Origin of the sequence: Rhodoplanes sp. Z2-YC6860 (assembly GCF_001579845.1) — a bacterium.
Taxonomy (GTDB): Bacteria; Pseudomonadota; Alphaproteobacteria; order Rhizobiales; family Xanthobacteraceae; genus Z2-YC6860.
The window spans coordinates 586,359-608,527 of sequence record NZ_CP007440.1 but is presented as its reverse complement, the minus strand read 5'-3'; the positions used below and the strand labels follow the sequence as shown (position 1 = coordinate 608,527).

Genomic DNA, 22,169 nt, shown 5'->3' with positions numbered 1-22,169 from the left:
GTGCAACTCCGTCTTCAGCGGCGCGCAAAGCGCCGCTCCAGCGGCACGATCACCAGCCGCTCGCCGAGAACGAAAATCAGCACGATGGCGAAGCAGGTGGCAAGGAACGTCGTGCTGTCGGCCGCGGTCTGGGCGCGCAGCATCAGATAGCCGAGCCCGCTCGGCGCACCGAGCAGTTCTGCGACCAGCGCGATCTTCCAGGCAATGCCGTAGGCGATGCGCGTCGCCGACAGGCCATAAGGCACCAGGAGCGGCAGCGTCAGCCGGAACAGGATGCGCGCGCGGTCGCGCGTGAAGCTCCGGCCCATCTCCATCAGCTCGCGGTCGATGTTGCGCAGGCCCTCGGCGATATTGATCAGGCAGAACGGGATCAGGATCGCGATCTCGACGAAGATCACGCCGAAGTCGCCGGGATCGAACCAGATCGCAGCGAGGATCGCCCAGCCGATCGAGGGAAACGAGTTGAGCACCGGCTTGATGCGGTCCTCGACCACGGTCTCGAGCCACGGCACGCCCCAGGCGAGAAACGCGAGCCCGCCACCGATCAGCATCGCGACCACGATCGCGACCAGCACCCGCCACGCCGAAGCCGCCATGTGAAACAGGAATTCCGGCGTCACGAACAGTTCGGCCAGCCGCTTCCCCACCGGAAGCGGACCGGGCAGGATGAATTCCGGCAGCCCGCGCGCGGCGAGCCACCAGGCCACGAGCGCAAGCACGACGACGCCCTCGCCGATCAGCCGCTCGGCGATCACGGTGCGGATGGATGTCGCTCTAGCCGGCATAGTGGCGCGACACGCTCTGCTGCAGTGGACCGAGCACATAACGGTCCATGCCGTGGACGAAGGCGATGATCAGGACGATGGCGGCAAAGATCGTGGTGGTGTCGAACTCCTGGCGGGCCAGGTTGATCATGTAGCCCAGACCCGAATTGCCGCCGAACAGCTCGGCCGTCAGCGTCACCTTCCAGGCCACGCCGAACATGATGCGCAGCGTCGCGAAGATGAACGGATAGAGCGATGGGACGATCACCAGCGCGAACATCCGCGAACGTTTGCGCGTGAAGCTTCCCGCCATTTCGATCATCTCGGCGTCGATGTTGTTGAGCCCCGCGGTCATATTGACCAGCGCAAACGGCACCAGAACGGCGCTGATGGCGAAAATGACGGTGAACGGCGTCACGCCGAACCACATGATCGAAAGCAGCGTCCAGCCGATCGCCGAGAACGCGTTGAGGAACGGGCCAATGCGGCGCTCGATCGCGAAGCGCAGCACCGGCACGTAATAGGGAATGAGCGCGAGCAGCGTACCGATCACGAACGAGATCGCGATCGCGGTGGCGACGTGAAACAGCGAGGCGCCGAGATGGCCGAGATCGCGCGCGCTGGTGACGAACACCCAGAGCCGCTGCACAACGGGAACAGGTCCCGGCAGCAGGTAGGACGGCGCGACCAGCGACGCCCCCTCCCAGATCGCAAGACAGGCCACCGTGAACAGATGCGCGGCGACATTCCGCGCGGACCAGCCGCGCACCGGGGCCTCACGAGCAAGCGCGATGCCGGTGTCGACCATCAGGCGCGCAGCGCGTGCTCCCAGACCAGCGTCCGGATATCCGGGAATGCCTGGATCATCCCGATCTCTTTGGAGAGCTCGTAGAATTTCATGATGATCTTGGCGTGCTCTTCGTCGAAGATGCCGGGCACATCAGAGCTCTTCTCGAACCACCATTTGAAGAACTCCGGCGGCAGGTTGTTCTGCTTGCCGACCGCGCCGAACACCTCGTCGCCGTTCGCCAGCGCATAGCGCACTGACTCGCGGAACATGCGGTTGAATTCCTTGAAGGCCTCCGGGCGCTGCGCAAGGCGCTCCGGATAGGACACGTTGAGCGCGCTGATGAAGCGCATGCCGAAGACTTCGACGTTATCGCGCCCGGTCTCGGCGATCGCCCGGAACTCGCCGGATTTCAACGCGCGAAACGCCTGGCTGTGAATGAGCGTCGCTGCATCGATCTGGCCGGCGGCGAGCGCGCCGGGAAGGTTCGGCGCCTGGATCTCGACCTGCTTGAGATCGCCGCCTTCGAGCGCGGCGTTGAGACCGTACTTCTTGATCAGCGCGAGCCGGATCTGGGTGTAGCCGGTCGAGCGCAATGCGTATGAGCCGAGCGACTTGCCCTTGAGCTCCTTGGGGCTCTTGATCGGCGAGTCGCTCTTCACCCAGACGCCGGCGCCCTCGCCCGCGGCCGACTGCTGCAGCGCCGTCGACAGCACGCGCAATTCCAGACCGCGCGCCGCGGCTGGCGGCACCGCAATCACCGCGGTCATGATCACATCATACTGCTTGGCCGACGTCGCCTGGATGAGCTGCGGGATCGCAAGTCCGCGCGCCTCGACGTCGATCAGATCCGATTTCACCTTGCCGTTGCTCATCGCCCAGGTGACAGCGTCATAAGCCGGATCGAGCAGATAGGCGTAGGTGATCTTCTCCTTGGCAAAGCCCGGCCGGGCCACGGTCATGATAGCAGGCGCTGCAAGGGCATTCGCAGCAAGCAGCTTGAGGACGGAGCGACGTTTGATCATGCGACGTTTTCCTTCTGACGATCCGGCTGCTCCAGCGAGCGGAACAGCTTAACCAGTTTCTGCCGATGTGTATCGAGTTCGCGATCGCCGAGATCGCGCGGCCGCGGCGCCGTCAGCTCGATGATTTCGAGAACATGCGTCGGCTTGTTCGACAGCACCACGATGCGGTCGGCGAGCTGCAACGCCTCGTCGATGTCGTGGGTGACGAACACCACGGTCTTGCCCATCTTGAGCCAGATGCGCTCCACCTCGGCGCGCATGCGCGAGCGCATGTTGGGATCGAGCGCCGAGAACGGCTCATCCATCAGGATGATCTTGGGATCGACCGCGAGCGCGCGCGCAATCGAGACGCGCTGGCGTTCGCCGCCCGACAGCATCGACGGATATTTATGGGTGTCATCGCCAAGGCCCACAAGCCGGAGAAGCTCGGTGGCTTTCGTGCGGCGCTGCTCCTTGTCGCCGCGGCCGAAGCGCAGCTCCGAGCCGAGCAACACGTTGTCGAGCGCACTGCGCCACGGCACCAGCCGCGGCGACTGGAACACGAACGCGATCTCGGGCCAGGCATCGCCGGGCGCCCGGCCGTCGACCGTGACGCGCCCGGCCGTCACATCGAGCAATCCGCCGATCATGCGGAGCGACGTGGACTTGCCGCAGCCCGAAGGTCCGAGAATGCAGACAAATTCGCCGCGCCGGACGTCGAAGTTCAGCCGGTCATAGATCTGCTCGCCTCCGAACCGGACGCCGACATTGTCAAACGCGATGATCGGATCGGATGGCATGGATTACCCAACTGGAACTCGTCTCAAGCGGAGCATCCTATTTATCACGACGTAAACTATCTTAACGCCAAACATTGTCGAGGCCCGCGCTGCGGAATATTGCGGCTCTTCGCACCCTTCCCGTGGTCTCGACACAGGCATCCTGCCTAGGATGACAGCATGGAAGCTGGCGTGCTCGCGTCAACCGGCGACTTGTCGCGAACATAAGCCACCTTGCCGCCGACGATCGTCACGGCGGCAACGATATCGCGCAGGCGCGAGGCCTCGATCGCGATCGGGTCCTCGGTCGTGACGACGATGTCGGCGAGCTTGCCGGGCTCCAATGTGCCCTTCTCGGCCTCCTCGAAGGTCAGGAACGCACCGCCCGACGTGGCGCAGCGCAACGCCTCGACCCGGCTGATCCGCTGGTCGGGCGCGATCACGTCGCCGGTGTCGCGGTCGACGCGCTCGACCGCCTGCCAGACCGGATTGAACAGGCTGGTCGGGACGCCGTCCGTGCTGAAGGCCACTGGAACGTTCTGATCGAGCAGCGTGCGGATCGGCACGATGGTGCTTTCCTTGTCCCGGCCGATGCTCGCCCGGATCGCCGAGCCCTGCTTGTAGATGTGCCGGTTGGTGTGCGTCGTCAGCGCAACGCCGAGATCGCGCACGAGCGCGACCTGCTCGCGATCCAGCGTCCGCTGATGGCCGAGCACCCAGCGCCGCCCCGCAATCGGCACGATGCGGTCGACCTCGCGAAACAGCTCCAGCAGATTGGCCCAGATGCCGGACACGCGGATGCCGTTGCGCGCGGCCTCCAGCATCAGTTCGAACACCGCTTCGCGCGGCAGGCCCGAATCCGGGCTGTAACCCGCCCAGCCGGTCTGCACCGGCATGCGGCGGCGCAGCCGCGTCTCCGGCGCTTCGTTGATCTCCGTGTAGATGTCGGCGACCCGCAGCCAGTGGTCGCCGAGGCCCCGGCGCGCGAGCCATTGCACCCAGCTCGCGAGCATCAGCCGCACGTCATCTTTCGTGGCGCTGCCCCAGCTCGGGCTGAACACCAGATGCGCGCGCAGCGTCATGTCGCCCGCGTTGCGGACCATCTGATAGGCCGCCATGACGTCGGAAGAGATGCCGTGGCCTTCGAACACGCTCGTGGTGCCTGCGGCGTTGTAGGCGCGCATCGAATGGCGCAGCGCCTGCGCCCTCTGCTCGATGGTGAAGTTCGGCGCGCAGGCCATCAGCGTGAACTCGACGATCGGCTCGAGCGTCTGTTCGACAAACACGCCGGTCGGCTCGCCGCTGACCGCATCCTTCTCGATGGTCACGAGGCGCGACGGCGATGGCGTCACCTTGTCGATGCCCGCGGCCCGCAACGCCGCGCTGTTGGCGCTGGAATAGAGCGGCAGCACGTTCGGCCAGTATCCCCACGGCGCACGGATATAGACCGGGTTGTCCGGCGCGACCTTGTCGAGATCGAGCCGGTTCGGCATCCGGCCCTCGCGCAGCGCTCCCGGGATGCCGGAAAACTCGGGCGGGTCGCCGACCGGATTGAACACCAGCCACGCGCCAGGCGTGGCCCGTGCCACCTCCTCGGCGACGCGGTCCTGGATGTCGGCGATTGATTTTACGCTGGAGAGATTCGGCAACAGGCTCTTCAGGCCCTCGCGATCCGCATGGGCATGGCCGTCGATCAGGCCGGGCATCGCCGTGCGGCCGCGCAGATCGATCACGGTAGCGCTTGGCCCGGCCAAGGGCAGCAGATCGGCCGAGCGGCCGACTGCAACGATCCGCTCGCCCTGCACGGCGATCGCTTCCGCAACCGTATCGGATGCATCGAGCGTCAGAATACGGCCGTCATGGAGCACCAGATCGGCTGCGCCAGGGGCTTTCGGGCTTCGCATGCTCGGTCGCGTCTCGTTGTTCATGTCCACCGTACACCGGACCCAGGACCGGCATTATTGTCGTTTCCTTATCAATCTATAAGCCGATGTCATCTTGCCGGGGTGAGGCTCCTACCGATAATGCCTGCAGCAGATCGGAGTTTGAGATCGGAGTTTTCTTGCACATGCGCAGACTTGCAGTCGTGGCAGCCGCCGCACTCGCCGCTTCCCTCATGGCCTTCAATGCCGCGGCCGAAGAGTTCCCGACGAAAATCGTGCGGCTGATCGTGCCCTATCCGGCCGGCGGCGGCGTCGACAACCTGGCGCGCCCGTTGGTGGAGCGGCTGTCCCAGGCCTGGAAGCAGACGGTCATCATCGAGAACAAGCCCGGCGCCAGCACCATCGTCGGCAGCAAAAGCGTCGCGGGCGCGCCGGCCGACGGCTATACGCTCCTGTTCACCACCGACTCGACGATCACCAGCAATCCGTTCCTGTTCAAGAATGTCGGCTTCGACCCGATCAAGGAGCTGACGCCGATCACGCAGCTCGTCGACCTGCACCAGTTCGTCCTGGCCAATCCCGCGGTGCCGGCGCGCTCGATGAAGGAGCTGGTCGAACTGGCCAAGCGCGAGCCGGACAAGCTGAACTACGGCTCCTATGGCGTCGGCAGCCAGCCGCATCTGCTGTTCGAGATGCTGCGCAAGGAAACCGGCGCGCAGATTCGGCAGATTTCCTATCGCGGCATCGCGCCCGCGGTCACCGCAACACTGGCCGGCGACGTGCAGTTCACGCTGGGAAGCCTGTCGGTGTCCGCCGGCCACATCGACAGCGGCAAGCTCGTGCCGCTCGCGATCAGCCGCAAGGAGCGCCTGCCCGGCCGTCCCGCGATTCCGACGCTGATCGAGGCCGGCTATCCCGACATCGATCCGCGCTCATGGTACGGCCTGTTCGCGCCGGCCGGCACGCCGGCGGCGGTTGTCGAGAAGGTGCAAAAGGACGTCGCCGCCATTCTCCGCGACCCGGAGTTCAAGGCCCGCCATATCGATGCCCTGGGCTATACCGGCATCGGCAGCAGCCCTGCTGAATTCGCCGCCTTCATCCGCCAGGATCTGTCCTATAAGGAGCACCTGATCACGGTGACGGGCATCACGGCCGAGCAATGAACCAGGTCTTCGTTCTTTGTACTGGCGAGAAGACCGTCCCGAGAGCCCTGTTCCTCTACCGCGATCCGTCTCCCGACAAGCTGCGGATGGCGTTCTACTTCTGGGTCGTCCTGACCGACGGCGGGCCCATCGTGGTCGATTGCAGCTTCGACGCCGAGGAAGCGCGCCGCCGTAGTGCTGAGAATTATCGCGAGCGCCGCGAGTTGCTCGCGGCCTGCGGTGTGAACCCGGAAGACGTCAAAACCGTCTTCATGACACACCTGCATTACGACCATTGGGCCGGCTATGGTCTGTTCCCAAACGCGACGTTTTTCGTGCAGCAGAAAGAGATCGCGTTCTGGCAGGGACCGGGCCGCAAATTCCCATTGTTCTCGGCGAGCGCCAATCTCGCGGCCATCGACGCGGTCGAGCCGATGACGAAAGCCGGCCGCATCAAGGTCGTGGACGGTGATTGGACGCTCGCCCCCGGCCTGCATGCGCATCTGATGCCGGGCCACACGCCGGGCCTGCAGGTCCTCCGCGTCGACACCGCAAAGGGCCAGGCGCTGATCGCCAATGACACGTTTCATTTCTACGAGAACCTCGCCCAAAAGAAGCCGGTGCAGGTCACCGTGGACATGCTGCAGGCCGTGCATTCGATGGAAGCGGTCGAGAAGCTTGGCGCGAAAAATCCTGAGCTCGTGCTCGCGGGGCATGATCCGCTGGTGATGGACCGCTTTCCCGCGGTCGCGCCCGGCGTGGTTCGGGTTGGGTAGCGCATGTCCCGGAAAAGTGGACACCGGTTTTCCGAAAAGGACATGCGCCAGAATAAGCAGGCGATCTGATGCTGTCTTTGACCGGTGCGATCAGCGAATACGATCATGTCCGCGACCTCGTGTCGGGGCGCGTCCGGGCCGACGGCATTGCGCTGTCGTGCCTCAGCATGCCGGTCGAAGAAATCTTCTTCCGCATGCTGCGGCATCGCGAATTCGATTTCGCCGAAATGTCGATGGGGCGCTACGCCTCGATCGTGTCGCGCGACGATTGCCCGTTCGTCGCCATTCCGGTGTTTCCGTCGCGGATGTTCCGCCACTCCTCGATCTATGTGCGAACGAACGGCAAGGTTCGCGAGCCGCAAGACCTGAAAGGCAAGCGGATCGGCGTGCCCGAATGGGCGCAGACCGCGGGCATCTACACCCGCGGCATCATCGGCCAGCAGTTCGGCATCGGGCTGCGCGACGTCGAATGGGTTCAGGCCGGCATCCACGAGACCGGCCGCGAGGAAGAGGTCAAGGTCGACACGCCGCCCGGCGTCAATCTCGTCCGTTATTCGGATCGCACGCTGAACGACATGCTGCTCAAGGGCGAGATCGACGCGATGATGTCGGCGCATGCGCCGCCGAGCTTCGAGCGCGGCGATCCCAACGTGCGCCGGCTGTTCGACGACTTCATGGAGATCGAGCGGCTTTACTGGCGCGAGTCGAAGATCTTCCCGATCATGCACACCATCGTGCTCCGGCGCGATGTGTTCGAGCAGCATCGCTGGATCGCCATGAATCTCCTCAAGGCGTTCGAGGAGGCGAAGGACCGTGCCATGGAGCGGATCAGCGAAGCCACCGCGGCGCGCGTGCCGCTCCCTTGGGCCTTCGAGCATGTGCGGCGCGTGAAGGCGGAATTCGGCGACGACTTCTGGCCTTACGGCATCGAGCCGAACCGCGTTACGCTGTCGGCGTTTCTCGGCTTCGCCTTCGAGCAGGGCGTCACCAAGCGCCTCGTATCGCCGGAGGAGTTATTCCCGCCGGAGACACACACCCGCTTTCGCATTTGAGGCATCGGTCCTTGCGTCGGCAGGTGATCGCATATGGCTCGCTGGTGCGATTTGGGACCCTCTCCCGCAAGCGGGAGAGGGAACTCGTGGCGTTGCCCGCGAACACATGCGATTGCTCTGCCGCTTGCGGGGAGAAGTAAGACCCCGCGTTATTGCTTCAAATTCAACCGCTCGACCAGCGCGCCGACCTTGGCGTTCTCCGACACCATCAGTTCGCCCATCTGCTCGGGCGTGCTGGTGCGCACCGCCATGCCGGTCGCGGTGATGCGGCGGACCAGCTCCGGGTCCTTCGCGGCCTTGCGGAATTCCTCGTTGATCCGGTCGACGATCGGCCGCGGCGTGCCGGCCGGCGCGACGACGCCGAACCACATCGCCGGCATCTCCTTCACGAGCTTGGCCTCGACCAGCGTCGGCACGTCGGGCAGTTCGCTCCAGCGCTCGTCCGCTGCGACCGCCAGTGCGCGCGCCTTTTTGTCGGTCATGAAAGACTGCGCCACGCCATAAGTGGGGAACGCCAGATCGATGCGGCCTGACGTCAGGTCCGCCATGAAATTCGACGTGCCGCGGTACTGAACCATCTGCACCGGCAGCCCCGTGGCTTCGGTGATCAAGGCGCCGAAGAAATGCGGCGGCGAGCCCGGACCCGGCGAGCCCAGCGACACGCCGCCAACCTTCTTTTTGCCTTGCTCGATGAATTCGCCGATGGTCTTCGCCGGATAGTCATACGGGATGGCCAGCACGCTGATCATCTCGAAGAAGAGCGAGATCGGCGTGAAGCCTTTGATCGCGTCGTACATCGGCTTCGATTGCGACGCCGGCAGATAAGCGTGCTGCAGCCCGGACATGATCAGCAGCGTGTAGCCGTCGGGCGCGGCATTCTGCACAAAGGTTGCAGCAAGGCCGCCGCCCGCCCCGGTCTTGTTCTCGACCACGATGCTCTGGCCGATATTCCTGGAAATAGTCTCGGCAAAAATGCGGGCGTTGATGTCGGTGCCACCGCCGGCGCCGTAGCCGACCACGAAGGTGATGGGCCGTGACGGATAGTCCTGCGCGTGGGCGCCACCGGCGAGCAGGCCCGCAGTCAGGACAACGGAAAATACAGACGCAATCAGCTTCAACGGAGCGCTCCTTTTTATTCTTTTTATGAAGCAAGCTCTGCGCCAAACGGCTGGCGCAGAACGCAGCGCTATCAGATACCCGCCCACCCTGCCGGCGGCTTCTTGCCGGGATGCAGCGCACCGCACTTCTTGCAGGTGCGTGCGTTCTTGTCGTCGACAAAGGCCTGGTAGATCGGCGGCAAGTCGCGCACCAGATGCTCCACCTTGAGCTCGACGCGATGGACCAGCGTGCCGCATTCGAAGCAATACCATTCGAAGGCATCGAGCGGATCGTCGTCATAGCGCTTCGGCTCGACCACCAGCCCGATCGAGCCCGCCGGCCGCTGCGGCGCGTGCCGCACATGCGGCGGCAGCAGGAACACCTCGCCTTCCTTGATCGGCACGTCGTAGAAATTGCCGTTGTCGCCGACCTTGAGATTCATATTGCCCTTGAGCTGGTAGAAGAATTCCTCCACCGGATCGTCATGATAGTCGGCGCGCTCGTTCGGGCCGCCGACCACCTGCACGGTCATGTCGCCGTCCTCGAACACTTTCTTGTTGTTGACCGGCGGCTCGAGCAGGTGCTCGTTCTCGGCGATCCATTTCTGGAAATTGAAGGCCTTGAGCCGTCCGAGTTTCATGATCGTGGCTCCGTTTTAGGCCGCCGACGGCTTCGTCGCCGCGCCCGGCACCTTGAGCCCGCAGGTCTCGAACGCGCGACGCGTGGCTTCCTTCTCGGCCTCGGTCAGCTCCAGCATCGGCGGGCGCACCGGGCCGCCAACCTGGCCCAGCAGCTCCTGCCAGTACTTCGAATGCGCCGGCGGCTTCTCGGCCGGCCGCGTGCGCCGGAATGCCTGCCGCACCGGATTGAGGCTGTCGCGGATCACCTTGGCCTTGGCGACCTCGCCCGCAAATGCCAGATCGGTGTACTCGCGCATCCGCTTGTCGATCTTGGTCTGGTACAGGTACGGCGGCGACGAGCAGAGATAGAGCTTCCAGCCGAGCTCGACGATGTTGTCGAACCACTCTTCCTCGGACGCGGTGCTCACGTGGATCTTGTCGGCGACGAGCCGCGTCAGCCGGATATACATCTCGCGCGGGACGCTGTACTTGATCGCGACGATGTTCGGCAGCTCGGCGATCCGCGCGCACAGCTCCGGGCTCATCAGATAGCCGGAGTCCTCGTGGCTCCACATCGCGATGCCGATGTCGACCTTCTCGCTGATCGTCTTGTAGTACTGGTACAGCGTCTCGTCGCGGCTGTGCAGGAAGTGCAGCACCGGCGCATGCACCACGATGTACGGCGCGCCGATCGCCTGGGCGTGCCTGGCGAGCTCGATCACCACGTCCATGTTCTGGTCGGAGCAGGACGCGATCACGCCGGCCTTCTTGCCGACCTCGTCGACCACGATCTCCATCGAGCGCTTGCGCTCGGGGATCGACATCGAGAAGAACTCGCTCTGCTTGCCGGCGATGAAGATGCCGTCGACGCCGAGATCGTCGACCCAATGCCGCAGATTCTTGCGGAAGCCCTTCTCGTCGATGGACAGGTCCTGGTGGAACGGCATCAGCGCCGCGGCCCAGATGCCCCTGAAGTTGGCTTGCGCGAATGCCTTGGCGTCTTTTTTCGGATAGAGCATGACTCACCCCTGTTGGCGCCATCGCGTGGCGCAGGATGTCCGTGCCGCAATCTATGGCGCGTGCGAGCGGCGGCACAATTCGCCAAAACGGTATCGATTTATACGCCCTCTTTATGAATTACGCTCACGGCCGCTCTGGCGCAACCCGCGCGGCAGCGCAGCCCGGGCCTGCTTTTTCAGATAGCGCAGGAACGCCTCGGCGGCCGGCGACAGCGCCCGGCCGCTGGCATGGATGATGGCCACCTCGCGGCGAACCTCCGGCTCGGACAATATCTTGGGCACCACGTTGAGGGCGCGCGCGAAACCCCAAACGTAAGCCGGCAGCGGCGCCACACCTAGACCGGCCTCCACCATCATGATGGCGGTGGTCATGTGCGACACCTCGTAGGCGGGCCGCACCGTCTGGCCGGCCGATTGATAGGCCTGATCGACCAGGAACCGGATGCGGCTGTCGCGTGTCATCGCGATAAGCGGACCCGTCGCGATATCCTTCCAGGTGAGCCTGCTCGACCGCGCCCAGGTCGACTGGGCCGGACACCACGCCATCAGCGCGTCCTCGAACAGCGTCTCCTTGCGAAGGCCCTCCTCGGCCTCCGCGAAGGTGCCGATGCCGCAATCGGCCTCGCCGCTTCGCACCTTCGCGACGATGACGTTGGTCTGGGCGTCGACCACACTCACATCGATCGAGGCAAAGCGTTTCTTGAAGTCGGCGGTGGCGCCGGGCACGACCAGCGCTGCGAGCAGCGGCGGCGCGGCCACTACGAGGCGGCCGCGCTTTCGTTCGGCGAGATCGCGGGCGTTCTGCACCGCCTGCTCGAGGTCGGCGATCAGCTTGTCGACCGACTGCAGGAACTCGCGGCCCGCCGCGGTGAGCTCGACGCGGCGCGTGGTGCGGTCGAACAGCCGCGCGCCCAATTCGCGCTCGAGATCGCGGATGTTCAGCGACAGCGCCGGCTGCGCCACCTTCAGCCGCTGCGCCGCGGCCGTGAAGGTGCCGACGTCGGCAACGGCCTTGAAGCCGTAGAGCTGGCGCAGCGTGATATTCATAGGGGAATTTTATAGATCGAGTTGCGGGATGCGTTCCAGCACATAAGTCGAAAGAGGCTGGTGCGGTGCTCTCTCCTGCATTCCGGGGCGCGCCGAAAGGCGCGAACCCGGAATCCAGACGCGGATTCAATGCTTGCCTCTGGATTCCGGGTTCGGCGCTACGCGCCGCCCCGGAATGACGACGGAGTGCGTTGATGGATCCGGGAACCCACGTTCAAGCCCATCGGCGCGGGACCCGGCCATGCGTTCGCTGGGAGGGTGAGAAGTGCGCTGAGCTGTGCTAAGACAGAGGCATAGAAATAGTCAGATCGAGCATAAGTCACCTGGTTATGGCCGCTGCCCTGACCAACGTTGAGAGCCTGCCCGCCACCGACATCGCGACCGCGATGGCGGCGATGGGCCGTGACGCCAAGGCCGCGGCCCGGGTGCTGGCCATTGCGCCGGCCGAGCAGAAGAACCGGGCGCTGTCCGCCATGGCCAAGGCGATCCGCTCCGGCAAGGCCGCGATCCTGTCGGCCAATGCGCAGGACATGACCGACGGCAAGGCCGCGGGCATCACCGGCTCGTTCCTCGACCGGCTCGAGCTCAACGACAAGCGCATCGAGGCGATGGCCGAAGGCCTCGACGTGATCCGCGAACTGGCCGACCCGGTCGGCAAGGTCACCGAATCCTGGACGCGGCCGAACGGCATGACCATCGAGCGCGTCCGCGTGCCGCTCGGCGTGGTCGGCGTGATCTACGAGAGCCGGCCCAACGTCACGGCCGACGCCGGCGCGCTGACGCTCAAGGCCGGCAACGCCGTGATCCTGCGCGGCGGCTCCGACAGCTACCGCTCGTCGCGCGCCATCCACGCGGCGCTGGCGCAAGGCCTGCGCGAAGCGAACCTGCCCGAAGCCGCGATCTCGCTGGTACCGACCCGCGACCGTGCCGCGGTTGGCATGATGCTCGAAGGCCTCAATGGGGCGATCGACGTGATCGTGCCGCGCGGCGGCAAGAGCCTGGTGGAGCGCGTGCAGAAGGAAGCGCGCGTGCCGGTGTTCGCGCATCTCGAAGGCGTCAATCATGTCTATGTCGACAAGGCCGCCTCGCTCGACATGGCGAAGACCATCGTGATGAACGCCAAGCTCCGCCGCACCGGAGTCTGCGGCGCGGTCGAGACGCTGCTGGTCGATCGCGCGGCGCCTGCTGCGCATTTGAAGGCGCTGGTCGACATGCTGCTCGATGCCGGCTGCGAGGTGCGCGGCGATGCGGCCGTGCAGAAGACCGACGCACGCGTGAAGCCCGCGAGCGAGGCCGACTGGTCGACCGAATATCTCGACAAGATCATCACGGCCGGCGTCGTCGATGGGGTCGATGCCGCGATCGATCACATCGAGCGCTACGGCACCCATCACACCGACGCGATCATTACGGCCGACGATGCGGCCGCGGAAAAATTCCTCAACGAGGTCGACTCGGCGATCGTACTGCACAACGCCTCGACGCAGTTCGCCGATGGCGGCGAGTTCGGCTTTGGCGCCGAGATCGGCATCGCCACCGGCAAGCTGCATGCGCGCGGCCCAGTCGGCGTCGAGCAGCTCACGAGCTTCAAATATCGGGTGCGCGGTACCGGACAAATCCGGCCGTAAGCGGCACGGATGGGCTGAGCCGGATGAGCTTGGCCCTCCGGGACGATGAGGGAGGTTGGCCACCCCCGACGGGATCGGGGAGCCGGGTAAGGGGTGCGAAAGATGTTGCGTCGGATGGACCCGCAGGCGGAGCACGAGCTCCACGCGGAGCCGGGATCGGGAACAGAGCCAAACGGTCAGAACCGGCGGGCGTCAGCGCCCCGCCTGGTGATCCCGCCGCATGCGCCGGGCATGCGCATCGGCCTGTTCGGCGGCACTTTCGATCCGCCGCACAAGGCCCATCTCGGGGCGAGCCTGCTCGCCATGAAAAAGCTCCAGCTCGACCGGGTGTGGTGGCTGGTGACCCCCGGCAACCCGCTGAAGAACACCAAGCACCTGCGGCCGCTCGAGGTTCGGATGGCCGAGGCCCGGGAGCTGGCGCGGCATCCCCGGATCGACATCACCGGTCTCGAAGCTGTCATCAACACCCGCTACACCTACGACACGCTGAAGTTTCTGGTTCGCCGCTGCCCGGGCGTCCATTTCGTCTGGGTGATGGGCGCCGACAATCTGCGGAGCTTCTCCCGCTGGCAAAACTGGCGTGGCATTGCGTCACTCATGCCCTTTGCGATCATCGACCGGATGGGATCGAGCCTCTACGCCACCGGCAGCCGGGCCTCCCAGGCGCTGGCCCGCTACCGCCTGCCGGAGCGGTTCGCCCCGACGCTGGCCGAACGCAAGACCCCAGTCTGGCTTTACCTCCATGGGCTGAAGTCCCCCCTGTCCTCGACGGCGCTGCGCGCCCTGCGGAAAGAGACCGGGAACCATTGAAACCTTCCACCTCGCGTGACTATCTTTTGAGTCGCAGCCCCGGGCGATTCCGGGGCGTTAGTGGAAGTTGAGCCGCAACAGAGAAGGAAAGGACGACCCTGTCCCCCACAGCAGCTCCCCGGGCCACGGCACGTCGTGCGCCCGCACCAGTCTCGAAGCGTCCTGACGCAACGGAGACTCTTCGCCTGATCCTCGGCCAGCTCGAAGACATGAAGGCCGAAGACACCGTCACCATCGATCTCAAAGGCAAGACAGCATTCGCCGACGCCATGGTGGTCACCAGCGGCACGTCGAATCGCCATGTCGGCGCCATTGCCGATCGCGTGCTGCAAAACCTGAAAAAGGCCGGCGTTCCGGGCACGCACGTCGAAGGCATGCCGCATTGCGACTGGGTGCTGATCGATGCCGGCGACGTCGTGGTTCACGTATTCCGGCCGGAAGTGCGCGCCTTCTACGACATCGAGAAGATGTGGGCGGGCACCAAGGGCCGGAAGAAGAGCTGACGTTTCATGCGGCTGGTGGTCGCCGCCATCGGCCGGCTGAAGGACGGTCCCGAGCGAGAGCTGGCGGAGCGCTTCAGAAAGCGCGCCGAGCAGAGCGGCCGTCGCTTGGGATTTCGCGACGTCGAGGTCGTCGAGATTCGCGAGAGCCGCGCGCAAGACACCGGCAAGCGCACGCTCGAAGAATCGATCGCGCTGACCAGCATCATTCCCGACAAAGCCATCATCATCATTCTCGACGAGCGCGGCGAAAGCCTCGACAGCGCGACGCTCGCCAACCGTCTGGGTCGCTGGCGCGACGACGGACGCCCCGCCACGGTCTTCATCATTGGCGGCGACGACGGCCTGGCGCCGGCGCTGCGCGACAAAGCCAGCCTGAAGCTTGCGTTCGGCGCCGCGACCTGGCCGCACCAACTGGTCCGCGTGATGCTGCTCGAACAGATCTACCGCGCGACGAGCATTCTCGCGGGACATCCGTATCATCGAGCTTGAGGTTGCGGACCTTGAGACCGGACGGCTTTACCCTCGAAAGCAGACCTCAGAGCGGACCTGCGCCATGTCCGAGAAGTGGCCGTAGCCGTTCTCAGATTGATTGCGAGTTCGAATTTCTGCGATCGAACGATGGGCGAGTCGTCAGATGCCGAGAACGATATCTCTACGACAAGTTCGCATCGTCACTTTGGACGAACGCCAGAAGCACTTGAATAAAAAACGAGCGGCGACATAGCGACGCGACAACGCAGCTCCGCCCAATTCCTGAGCTTGGCGGTAGAAGGAGTGTAAGTTACGGTATTTTGCACCGCCCGTAAGGCGGCGCGACATACCGCGAGGACATTATGATTGAGCTCACGGTCAACGGGACCAAGCATCAGGTCGACGTCGTACCCGAAATGCCGTTGCTCTGGGTGCTGCGCGACGAGCTCGGCATCACCAGTGCAAAATATGGGTGCGGAATAGCGCAGTGTGGCGCGTGCACCGTACACATCGACGGAAACGCTGTCCGTTCTTGTCAGGCGCGCATCGGCGACCTTGCTGGCAAGTCGGTCGTCACCATCGACGGACTGAAAAACAGAGACCAGCATCCGCTTGTGCAAGCCTGGATCGAACACCAGGTGCCGCAATGCGGTTACTGCCAGACCGGCCAGATCATGCAGGCGATTTCGCTGCTTGAATTGATTCCGAAACCGACGGACGAAGATATCGACGAGGTGATGTCGGGAAACCTCTGTCGCTGCGGCACCTATCCGCGCATTCGCACCGCGATTCATGCGGCGGCTGCTAAGATGGCGGAGAAGTGAGATGGGCAAGATAGAACGTCTCTCGCGCCGCTCCTTTCTCATCGGCTCGGCTGCCATCGCCGGCGGTATTGCATTCGGGTCTTACAGTGATGTCGCGCAAGCCGCAGAGAGCGCCGGCAGCAACCCGTTGACGGCCGGCCTCGGGCCGAACTCCGTGACATTCAACCCCTGGGTCGAGATCAGTCCAGACAAGATCACATTGATCGCACAGCACGCCGACATTGGTCAGGGCGTCGGCTCCTCGCAAGTGATCTTGATTGCCGAGGAGATGGACCTCGATCCCGGCCAGTTCGAGATCCGGTTCGCAGGACCTAGTCCTGCCTACTTCAACACCGGCTTCAAGGATGAGTTTGCTCCGTTCCTGGCAGCGGACCAAAGTGCGGCCGCCGAGGAAGCGCGCGCGGCCACGCTCGAATATCTCCGAAAGACCGGCCTGCAGATGACAGGCGGCTCCAGCACGATCCCGGACACCTACGAAAAGTTGCGCGTGGCTGGCGCGGTGGCACGCGAGACGCTGAAGGCGGCTGCAGCGAAGCGTTCAGGCGTTGCAGTGGCTGACATTCGCACCCGATCCGGCGATGTGATCCTTCCCGACGGAACGAAGATTCCTTACGTCCAGCTCGCCGCGGAAGCCGCGGCCATTCCGCCGGTGCTCGATGTGAAGCCGCGCGATCCGTCCACATGGCGACTGGTCGGAAAGCCGATGATGCGGCTCGATATCAAATCGAAAGTCATGGGCGAGCTGAAGTTCGGCATCGATCAGAAGATCGACGGTATGCTCTACGCTTCCGTCAAGCTGAACCCCGCCAAAGGTCAGCCGCTGAAGTCGTATGACGCCAGCAAGGCCCTGAAGATGCCGGGGGTTAAGAAGGTCGTCGAAATCAAGAACGGCGTCGCCGTGATCGCGACGAACAGTTGGTACGCGATGAAAGCGGTCGCGGCCATCGATTGCAAATGGGCGCCCCCGGCCTATCCGGCCGAACAGGCCGGCCATTGGAAAGTGTTGGAGAACTCGTTCAAGCCGGAATTCCTCGGCAAGGAATGGCGGAAAATTGGCGACGTCGATACGGCGCTGAAGACCGGCAAGCTGGTCCAGGCGGAGTATCGCGCGCCTTATGTCGCCCATCAGCCGCTGGAGCCGCTGAACGGCATCGGCATCGTCACCGACAAGGGAATGGAAATCTGGGTGGGCCACCAGAGCCCTCAGTTCGTGCAGCATATCGCGGCGACAGCGATCGGCCTCAAGCCGGAGCAGGTCATCTTCCATAATCAGTGGTCCGGCGGAAGTTTTGGCCACCGTCTGGAATACGAAAACGTCCGTGTCTTGGCCGAAATCGCGAATCAAATGAAAGGAACGCCGATCAAACTCGTGTTTTCGCGCGAGGAAGATTTCATACAGGACATCCCACGGCAGATCGCGATAGCGCGGCACCGGGGCAGCATTGATAAAGGCAAGATCGTCGCGGCCGACTTGAAGTTGGCCTCGACGGCGCCGCTCAACGGGCTGCTGGAGCGTTCGGGTACGCCGACAAAGGATCCCGATGGCCAACTCGCCGCCGGCCACTGGAACGTCTACTACGACATTCCGAATTTCCGGGCCACGACCTATGAGGCGCGTGGTTTGTCGCCGAGCACCACGTGGCGTTCGGTCGGCGCGTCAACGGCCGGGTTCTTCACCGAAAGCTTCATCGACGAGATGATTCATGCGGCGGGCCTCGATCCCATGAAGGCCCGCATCGACATGTGCGCCGTGCCGACCTATCGCAAGCTGCTGGAGACGCTCGCGCAGATGTCGGACTGGAAGGGGCCGCTCGGCAATGGCAAGGGTCGAGGCGTCGCTTTCGTGGAATCGTTCGGGACTCCGGTGGCTGAAGTCGTCGAAGTCACAGCGACGGACAGGGGCATCAGGATCGACAAGGTCTGGGTCGCGGCCGATGTCGGCAAGGTCGTCGATCCCGTCAACTTCGAGAACCAAGTCCAGGGCGGCGTGATCTGGGGGCTCGGCCACGCCATCAACTGCCAGATCACCTACGCCAAGGGTGGCGCGCAGCAGACCAACTACCATCATCACGAAGCCATGCGCCTCTACCAATGTCCTGTGATCGAAGTGCGCGGACTCGAGAATGACCCCAAGGTGAGAGGTGTCGGCGAGCCGCCTGTTCCTCCTGCCGCGCCTGCGCTCGCCAACGCGATCTTCGCCGCGACCGGAAAGCGTATCCGCGAAATGCCCTTCAACAAGTTCATCGATTTTGTGTGAGGACGGGTCATGAAGCGATCATTGATTGCGCTCGTCTTCGCCGCTTCGACGATCCCGGCTCTGACCGGACTGGTCGTGGCCAAGGACGAAACACCCAAGGATGTGCTGCGTCCCGGCAGCGTCAGCCGTGCCGACGGACTCAAGGCCTGGAAACGGATCGAAGCGGTGGTGACGCATCCGCGCTGCGCAAACTGCCACGTTGACGCCAAGGCCATTCCAATATGGACGCCAGCGGGCGAAACCAAACCTCGCGTGCACGGTATGAATGTCCATGGCGGAGTGAGCCGCATCGGAGCCGAAAAGCTCGTTTGCTCGACCTGCCACGTGACTTCAACCCAACCGAACGACGCAGCACCCGCACCGCCGCATGCGGGGATCGACTGGCAACTCGCGCCAGTGGATTTCATCTGGTTCGGCAAAAGTGGTGCCGAGATTTGCGCGCAAATGAAGGATCCCAAACGCAATGGCGGTCGCGATGCCGCTGGCCTGATCGCCCATTTGCGGCACGACGCATCGCAGAGCGGCTTTATTCCCCGGGCATGGGCGCCGGGAGAAGGCCGATCAAAGCCGCCGGGCACATTTGAGGGTCACGTCAAGGACGTGGCGATGTGGGGCGCCGCGGGCCAACCCTGTCCGAACTGACGCCTGAGGACCGCGATCACGGCGCCCTTCAGATTTGCGACTTGGACCAACCGCGTCCACATCCGACAGAGCGCCCGCGCGTGTGGGTGACGCACCGAACGTTGACGCCGGCAGCGCAGGCCTTCCTGGAAATCGCGCGAGAGGTCACACGATAGGCGCTGATTTTCCGCTTTGGGTCAAAGGCCGACATCGCCAGCGTTTTACGTATATCGACTTCAACCGCAAAAGTGGACATTTGCGAGGACACGCCCTAGGTCAAGCGGCCATGAGCGCCTCGGAACGGCCGACCGATTCGTCTCGCGCGCCGGCAGCACTGCTTGCTGTTGCGCTCCTTCTTGCCCCTTTTCCGTCCGCGCTCGCCCAGTCCACGCTCGATTCGCTGCATCAGCGCGAGCAGGAGCTCGAGGCGATCCGCAATGAGCAGAAGAAGGCGGCCGAGACCGAAGCCAGGCTCAAGGGCGAGATCGAATCGATCGGCGCGGACCGGGCGAAGCTCAATCAGGCGCTGATCGATGCGGCGGCCAGGAGCCGCGCCGCCGAAGACCGCATCGCCGAAACCGAAGCGCGGCTGAAGCCGCTCGACACGACCGAGCAGCGCCTGCGCGAATCACTCAGCAGCCGCCGCGCCACCATTGTGGAAGTTTTGGCGGCGCTGCAGCGGGTCGGGCGGCACCCGCCGCCCGCCATCATGGTGCGGCCCGAGGACGCCCTGCAGACCGTCCGCACGGCGATCATGCTCGGCGCGGTGCTGCCGGAAATGCGGGCCCAGGCCGATCAGCTCGTCGCCGACCTTTCCGACCTCGTCCGAATCCGCAAGGAAATCGGCGAGGAGAAGGAGCGCCTGGCCCGCGACGCCGGCGCATTGAACGAAGAGCGGCAGCGATTGAGCCTGCTGATCGATGAGCGGCAGAAAAAGCAGGCCGATACCGAAAAGGCCCTCGACACCGAGCGGCAAAAATCCGTCGCGCTGGCCCGCCAGGTCGACAATCTCAAAGATTTGATCGGCAAGGTTGAGCAAAGCCTCGAAGCCGCGAATCGCGCCGCGCGGGAGGCCGAGCAGGCCGCCAAAGAGCAGGCCAAGGAACAGGCCAAGGAAACCGCCAGGACCGGCGACCGGACCGACCTGGCGGCGCTGCGGGACCCCGGACGGCTCGCTCCGGCGGTGGCTTTCCCGTCCGCGCGCGGACAATTACCACTTCCGGTCAATGGGGTCCGGATCAAGGAGTTTGGCGCTCCAGACAGCGCCGGCGGCACCGAAAAAGGCATTCTCTTGGCAACCCGGGCGGGTTCCCAGGTCACGGCTCCGTGTGACGGTTGGGTGGTTTATGCGGCACCCTTCCGCAATTACGGCCAAGTCTTGATCCTTAATGCGGGCGGCGGATATCATGTGGTACTCGCCGGGATGGATCGGATATCAGTGAATGTTGGCCAGTTCGTGCTGACCGGAGAACCCGTTGCAGTCATGGGTGGTAGCGCTCAAACTCCGGTGACTTCGGCTTCCAATTCCAACAAGCCGACGCTTTACGTCGAATTTCGCAAGGACGGCACCCCGATAGATCCCAACCCATGGTGGGCGGCAAGCAAAGGCGAAAAGGTTCGCGGATGATGCGCAAGACATTTCTATTACTTCTTGGTGCGGCTTCGGGCGTTGCCCTGACGCTGATGGTGACCCAGCCGAAGCTGGTGCCCGTCGCGTTCGGCTCCACCGCCAAGGCTGCCGCCGCCGACACCTACCGACAGCTCAACCTGTTCGGTGACGTGTTCGAGCGCGTGCGAGCCGACTACGTCGAGAAGCCCGACGACTCCAAGCTCATCGAATCCGCGATCAACGGCATGCTCGCCGGGCTCGATCCGCACTCGAGCTACATGGAGCCGAAGTCGTTCCGCGACATGCAGATCCAGACCCGCGGCGAGTTCGGCGGTCTCGGCATCGAAGTCACCATGGAAGACGGCCTGATCAAGGTGGTGGCGCCGATCGACGACACGCCCGCCGCCAAGGCCGGCGTGATGGCCAACGACATCATCACCAAGCTCGACGAGGAGCAGGTGCAGGGCCTGACCTTGAACCAGGCGGTCGAGAAGATGCGCGGCCCGGTGAACACCAAGATCAAGCTCACCATCATGCGCAAGGGCCAGGACAAGCCCGTCGAGGTGTCGATCACCCGCGACGTCATCCGCGTTCGCGCCGTTCGCTCGCGGCAGGAAGACGATGTCGGCTACATCCGCATCACCCAGTTCAACGAGCAGACCACCGAGAACCTGAAGAAGGCGCTCAGCGATCTGCAGACCGCGATCCCGGCCGAGAAGCTCAAGGGCTTCGTGGTCGATCTGCGCAACAATCCGGGCGGGCTCCTGGATCAGGCGATTTCCGTCTCGGATGCGTTCCTGGAGCGCGGCGAGATCGTCTCGACCCGCGGCCGCAACGCCGAAGAGACCCAGCGCTTCAGCGCTCGCCCCGGCGATTTGACCAAGGGCAAGCCGGTGATCGTGCTGATCAACGGCGGCTCGGCGTCGGCCTCGGAAATCGTCGCAGGCGCCCTGCAGGACCACAAGCGCGCGACGCTGCTCGGCACGCGCTCGTTCGGCAAGGGCTCGGTGCAGACCATCATCCCGCTGGGCGCCGGCAACGGCGCGCTGCGCTTGACCACGGCGCGCTACTTCACGCCGTCGGGCAAGTCGATCCAGGCCAAGGGCATCACCCCGGACATCGAGGTCCTGCAGGACGTGCCGGAAGACCTCAAGGCCCGTACCGACACCAAGGGCGAATCCTCGCTGCGCGGCCATCTCAAGGCCGAAGGCGACGAGCAGACCGGCTCGCAGTCCTACGTGCCTCCGGATCCGAAGGACGACAAGGCGCTGAAGATGTCCCTCGACTTGCTGCGCGGCGTCATCACCAACTCGGCGTTCCCGCCGAGCGCCAAACGCGCTTCGAACCAGTAAGCGCCCGAAACGGCGTTTCCTCAAAGCGGGGCGGCCCAACGGCCGCCCCGTTCGCTTTTGCAGATGGCGTCTGTCTTCCTTCGGTAAACGCAGAGTTAACGATCCACCCCTAGGCTCGCTCGC

General features: G+C 64.2%; 21 protein-coding genes. 12 read left to right on the top strand and 9 right to left on the bottom strand.

What is annotated here, in order from left to right; translation table 11 throughout:
- Window positions 1-14: 14 nt before the first annotated feature.
- The 5 genes from RHPLAN_RS02890 to RHPLAN_RS02870 form a co-directional block, all read right to left on the bottom strand.
- Window positions 15-785, bottom strand: a complete 771-nt coding sequence (locus tag RHPLAN_RS02890; protein ID WP_198164685.1) for an ABC transporter permease — start codon at window positions 783-785, stop codon at window positions 15-17.
- Window positions 775-1,572 carry an ABC transporter permease gene (locus tag RHPLAN_RS02885; RefSeq protein WP_068013657.1) on the bottom strand — a complete coding sequence of 266 codons (798 nt, stop codon included), beginning with the start codon at window positions 1,570-1,572 and terminating at the stop codon, window positions 775-777. The genes RHPLAN_RS02890 and RHPLAN_RS02885 overlap by 11 nt, the downstream gene beginning before the upstream one ends.
- Window positions 1,572-2,576: an ABC transporter substrate-binding protein gene (locus RHPLAN_RS02880; RefSeq protein ID WP_068013656.1), complete on the bottom strand. Its 1,005-nt coding sequence runs from the start codon at window positions 2,574-2,576 to the stop codon at window positions 1,572-1,574. Before RHPLAN_RS02880 ends, RHPLAN_RS02885 begins: the two co-directional genes overlap by 1 nt.
- On the bottom strand, window positions 2,573-3,355 hold the full coding sequence (locus RHPLAN_RS02875; RefSeq protein WP_068013654.1) for an ABC transporter ATP-binding protein: 783 nt from the start codon (window positions 3,353-3,355) through the stop codon (window positions 2,573-2,575). The genes RHPLAN_RS02880 and RHPLAN_RS02875 overlap by 4 nt, the downstream gene beginning before the upstream one ends.
- A 146-nt stretch (window positions 3,356-3,501) precedes the next feature.
- Window positions 3,502-5,238 (bottom strand): amidohydrolase, encoded by a 1,737-nt coding sequence (locus RHPLAN_RS02870; protein WP_198164684.1) that lies wholly within the window; start codon window positions 5,236-5,238, stop codon window positions 3,502-3,504.
- 164 nt (window positions 5,239-5,402) lie between these two features.
- Between RHPLAN_RS02870 and RHPLAN_RS02865 the strand changes: the two genes are divergently transcribed.
- The 3 genes from RHPLAN_RS02865 to RHPLAN_RS02855 all read left to right on the top strand — a co-directional run bounded on the left by RHPLAN_RS02865 (window position 5,403) and on the right by RHPLAN_RS02855 (window position 8,187).
- Entirely contained in the window at window positions 5,403-6,380 is a 978-nt protein-coding gene (locus RHPLAN_RS02865) for a Bug family tripartite tricarboxylate transporter substrate binding protein (protein ID WP_068013650.1), read from the top strand.
- On the top strand, window positions 6,377-7,135 hold the full coding sequence (locus RHPLAN_RS02860; protein ID WP_068013648.1) for an N-acyl homoserine lactonase family protein: 759 nt from the start codon (window positions 6,377-6,379) through the stop codon (window positions 7,133-7,135). Before RHPLAN_RS02865 ends, RHPLAN_RS02860 begins: the two co-directional genes overlap by 4 nt.
- Window positions 7,136-7,203: 68 nt before the next feature.
- Window positions 7,204-8,187, top strand: a complete 984-nt coding sequence (locus RHPLAN_RS02855; protein WP_068013646.1) for a substrate-binding domain-containing protein — start codon at window positions 7,204-7,206, stop codon at window positions 8,185-8,187.
- 149 nt (window positions 8,188-8,336) lie between these two features.
- On the opposite strand, the gene RHPLAN_RS02850 is transcribed toward RHPLAN_RS02855, so the two are convergent.
- The 4 genes from RHPLAN_RS02850 to RHPLAN_RS02835 form a co-directional block, all read right to left on the bottom strand.
- Window positions 8,337-9,305, bottom strand: a complete 969-nt coding sequence (locus RHPLAN_RS02850; RefSeq protein ID WP_068013644.1) for a Bug family tripartite tricarboxylate transporter substrate binding protein — start codon at window positions 9,303-9,305, stop codon at window positions 8,337-8,339.
- 71 nt (window positions 9,306-9,376) lie between these two features.
- Window positions 9,377-9,925, bottom strand: a complete 549-nt coding sequence (locus RHPLAN_RS02845; RefSeq protein WP_068013642.1) for a 3-hydroxyanthranilate 3,4-dioxygenase — start codon at window positions 9,923-9,925, stop codon at window positions 9,377-9,379.
- Window positions 9,926-9,940: 15 nt separating this feature from the next.
- Window positions 9,941-10,924, bottom strand: coding sequence for a dihydrodipicolinate synthase family protein (locus RHPLAN_RS02840; protein ID WP_068013640.1), 984 nt, complete (start codon window positions 10,922-10,924; stop codon window positions 9,941-9,943).
- A gap of 111 nt (window positions 10,925-11,035) precedes the next feature.
- Window positions 11,036-11,971, bottom strand: coding sequence for a LysR family transcriptional regulator (locus tag RHPLAN_RS02835; RefSeq protein ID WP_068013638.1), 936 nt, complete (start codon window positions 11,969-11,971; stop codon window positions 11,036-11,038).
- A 329-nt stretch (window positions 11,972-12,300) separates the two neighbouring features.
- On the opposite strand from RHPLAN_RS02835, the gene RHPLAN_RS02830 reads away from it, so the two are divergent.
- The 9 genes from RHPLAN_RS02830 to RHPLAN_RS02790 all read left to right on the top strand — a co-directional run bounded on the left by RHPLAN_RS02830 (window position 12,301) and on the right by RHPLAN_RS02790 (window position 22,046).
- Window positions 12,301-13,599, top strand: a complete 1,299-nt coding sequence (locus RHPLAN_RS02830; protein ID WP_068013637.1) for a glutamate-5-semialdehyde dehydrogenase — start codon at window positions 12,301-12,303, stop codon at window positions 13,597-13,599.
- A gap of 231 nt (window positions 13,600-13,830) precedes the next feature.
- Window positions 13,831-14,409 (top strand): nicotinate-nucleotide adenylyltransferase, encoded by a 579-nt coding sequence (locus tag RHPLAN_RS02825; protein WP_237180033.1) that lies wholly within the window; start codon window positions 13,831-13,833, stop codon window positions 14,407-14,409.
- A gap of 98 nt (window positions 14,410-14,507) precedes the next feature.
- Entirely contained in the window at window positions 14,508-14,912 is a 405-nt protein-coding gene (rsfS, locus tag RHPLAN_RS02820) for a ribosome silencing factor (RefSeq protein WP_084244199.1), read from the top strand.
- 6 nt (window positions 14,913-14,918) lie between these two features.
- The gene (rlmH, locus tag RHPLAN_RS02815; RefSeq protein ID WP_068013633.1) at window positions 14,919-15,401 is read left to right on the top strand and encodes a 23S rRNA (pseudouridine(1915)-N(3))-methyltransferase RlmH; all 483 of its coding nucleotides are present in this window, start codon (window positions 14,919-14,921) and stop codon (window positions 15,399-15,401) included.
- A 344-nt stretch (window positions 15,402-15,745) separates the two neighbouring features.
- The gene (locus RHPLAN_RS02810) at window positions 15,746-16,207 is read left to right on the top strand and encodes a (2Fe-2S)-binding protein (RefSeq protein WP_198164683.1); all 462 of its coding nucleotides are present in this window, start codon (window positions 15,746-15,748) and stop codon (window positions 16,205-16,207) included.
- A 1-nt stretch (window position 16,208) separates the two neighbouring features.
- On the top strand, window positions 16,209-18,464 hold the full coding sequence (locus tag RHPLAN_RS02805) for a xanthine dehydrogenase family protein molybdopterin-binding subunit (protein WP_068013631.1): 2,256 nt from the start codon (window positions 16,209-16,211) through the stop codon (window positions 18,462-18,464).
- A 21-nt stretch (window positions 18,465-18,485) separates the two neighbouring features.
- Window positions 18,486-19,106 carry a hypothetical protein gene (locus RHPLAN_RS02800; RefSeq protein ID WP_237180032.1) on the top strand — a complete coding sequence of 207 codons (621 nt, stop codon included), beginning with the start codon at window positions 18,486-18,488 and terminating at the stop codon, window positions 19,104-19,106.
- Between the two features lie 265 nt (window positions 19,107-19,371).
- On the top strand, window positions 19,372-20,712 hold the full coding sequence (locus RHPLAN_RS02795) for a murein hydrolase activator EnvC family protein (protein ID WP_068013627.1): 1,341 nt from the start codon (window positions 19,372-19,374) through the stop codon (window positions 20,710-20,712).
- Window positions 20,709-22,046, top strand: a complete 1,338-nt coding sequence (locus tag RHPLAN_RS02790) for a S41 family peptidase (RefSeq protein ID WP_068030465.1) — start codon at window positions 20,709-20,711, stop codon at window positions 22,044-22,046. Before RHPLAN_RS02795 ends, RHPLAN_RS02790 begins: the two co-directional genes overlap by 4 nt.
- The last annotated feature ends 123 nt before the right edge of the window (window positions 22,047-22,169 follow it).

Excerpts from the sequence above, each read along its gene's own strand:
- RHPLAN_RS02890 (WP_198164685.1), bottom strand. The coding sequence starts at position 785 with ATGCCGGCTAGAGCGACATCCATCCGCACCGTGATCGCCGAGCGGCTG.
- RHPLAN_RS02885 (WP_068013657.1), bottom strand. The coding sequence starts at position 1,572 with ATGGTCGACACCGGCATCGCGCTTGCTCGTGAGGCCCCGGTGCGCGGC.
- RHPLAN_RS02880 (WP_068013656.1), bottom strand. The coding sequence starts at position 2,576 with ATGATCAAACGTCGCTCCGTCCTCAAGCTGCTTGCTGCGAATGCCCTT.
- RHPLAN_RS02875 (WP_068013654.1), bottom strand. The coding sequence starts at position 3,355 with ATGCCATCCGATCCGATCATCGCGTTTGACAATGTCGGCGTCCGGTTC.
- RHPLAN_RS02870 (WP_198164684.1), bottom strand. The coding sequence starts at position 5,238 with ATGCGAAGCCCGAAAGCCCCTGGCGCAGCCGATCTGGTGCTCCATGAC.
- RHPLAN_RS02865 (WP_068013650.1), top strand. The coding sequence starts at position 5,403 with ATGCGCAGACTTGCAGTCGTGGCAGCCGCCGCACTCGCCGCTTCCCTC.
- RHPLAN_RS02860 (WP_068013648.1), top strand. The coding sequence starts at position 6,377 with ATGAACCAGGTCTTCGTTCTTTGTACTGGCGAGAAGACCGTCCCGAGA.
- RHPLAN_RS02855 (WP_068013646.1), top strand. The coding sequence starts at position 7,204 with ATGCTGTCTTTGACCGGTGCGATCAGCGAATACGATCATGTCCGCGAC.
- RHPLAN_RS02845 (WP_068013642.1), bottom strand. The coding sequence starts at position 9,925 with ATGAAACTCGGACGGCTCAAGGCCTTCAATTTCCAGAAATGGATCGCC.
- RHPLAN_RS02840 (WP_068013640.1), bottom strand. The coding sequence starts at position 10,924 with ATGCTCTATCCGAAAAAAGACGCCAAGGCATTCGCGCAAGCCAACTTC.
- RHPLAN_RS02835 (WP_068013638.1), bottom strand. The coding sequence starts at position 11,971 with ATGAATATCACGCTGCGCCAGCTCTACGGCTTCAAGGCCGTTGCCGAC.
- RHPLAN_RS02830 (WP_068013637.1), top strand. The coding sequence starts at position 12,301 with ATGGCCGCTGCCCTGACCAACGTTGAGAGCCTGCCCGCCACCGACATC.
- RHPLAN_RS02825 (WP_237180033.1), top strand. The coding sequence starts at position 13,831 with ATGCGCATCGGCCTGTTCGGCGGCACTTTCGATCCGCCGCACAAGGCC.
- rlmH (WP_068013633.1), top strand. The coding sequence starts at position 14,919 with ATGCGGCTGGTGGTCGCCGCCATCGGCCGGCTGAAGGACGGTCCCGAG.
- RHPLAN_RS02810 (WP_198164683.1), top strand. The coding sequence starts at position 15,746 with ATGATTGAGCTCACGGTCAACGGGACCAAGCATCAGGTCGACGTCGTA.
- RHPLAN_RS02805 (WP_068013631.1), top strand. The coding sequence starts at position 16,209 with ATGGGCAAGATAGAACGTCTCTCGCGCCGCTCCTTTCTCATCGGCTCG.
- RHPLAN_RS02795 (WP_068013627.1), top strand. The coding sequence starts at position 19,372 with ATGAGCGCCTCGGAACGGCCGACCGATTCGTCTCGCGCGCCGGCAGCA.
- RHPLAN_RS02790 (WP_068030465.1), top strand. The coding sequence starts at position 20,709 with ATGATGCGCAAGACATTTCTATTACTTCTTGGTGCGGCTTCGGGCGTT.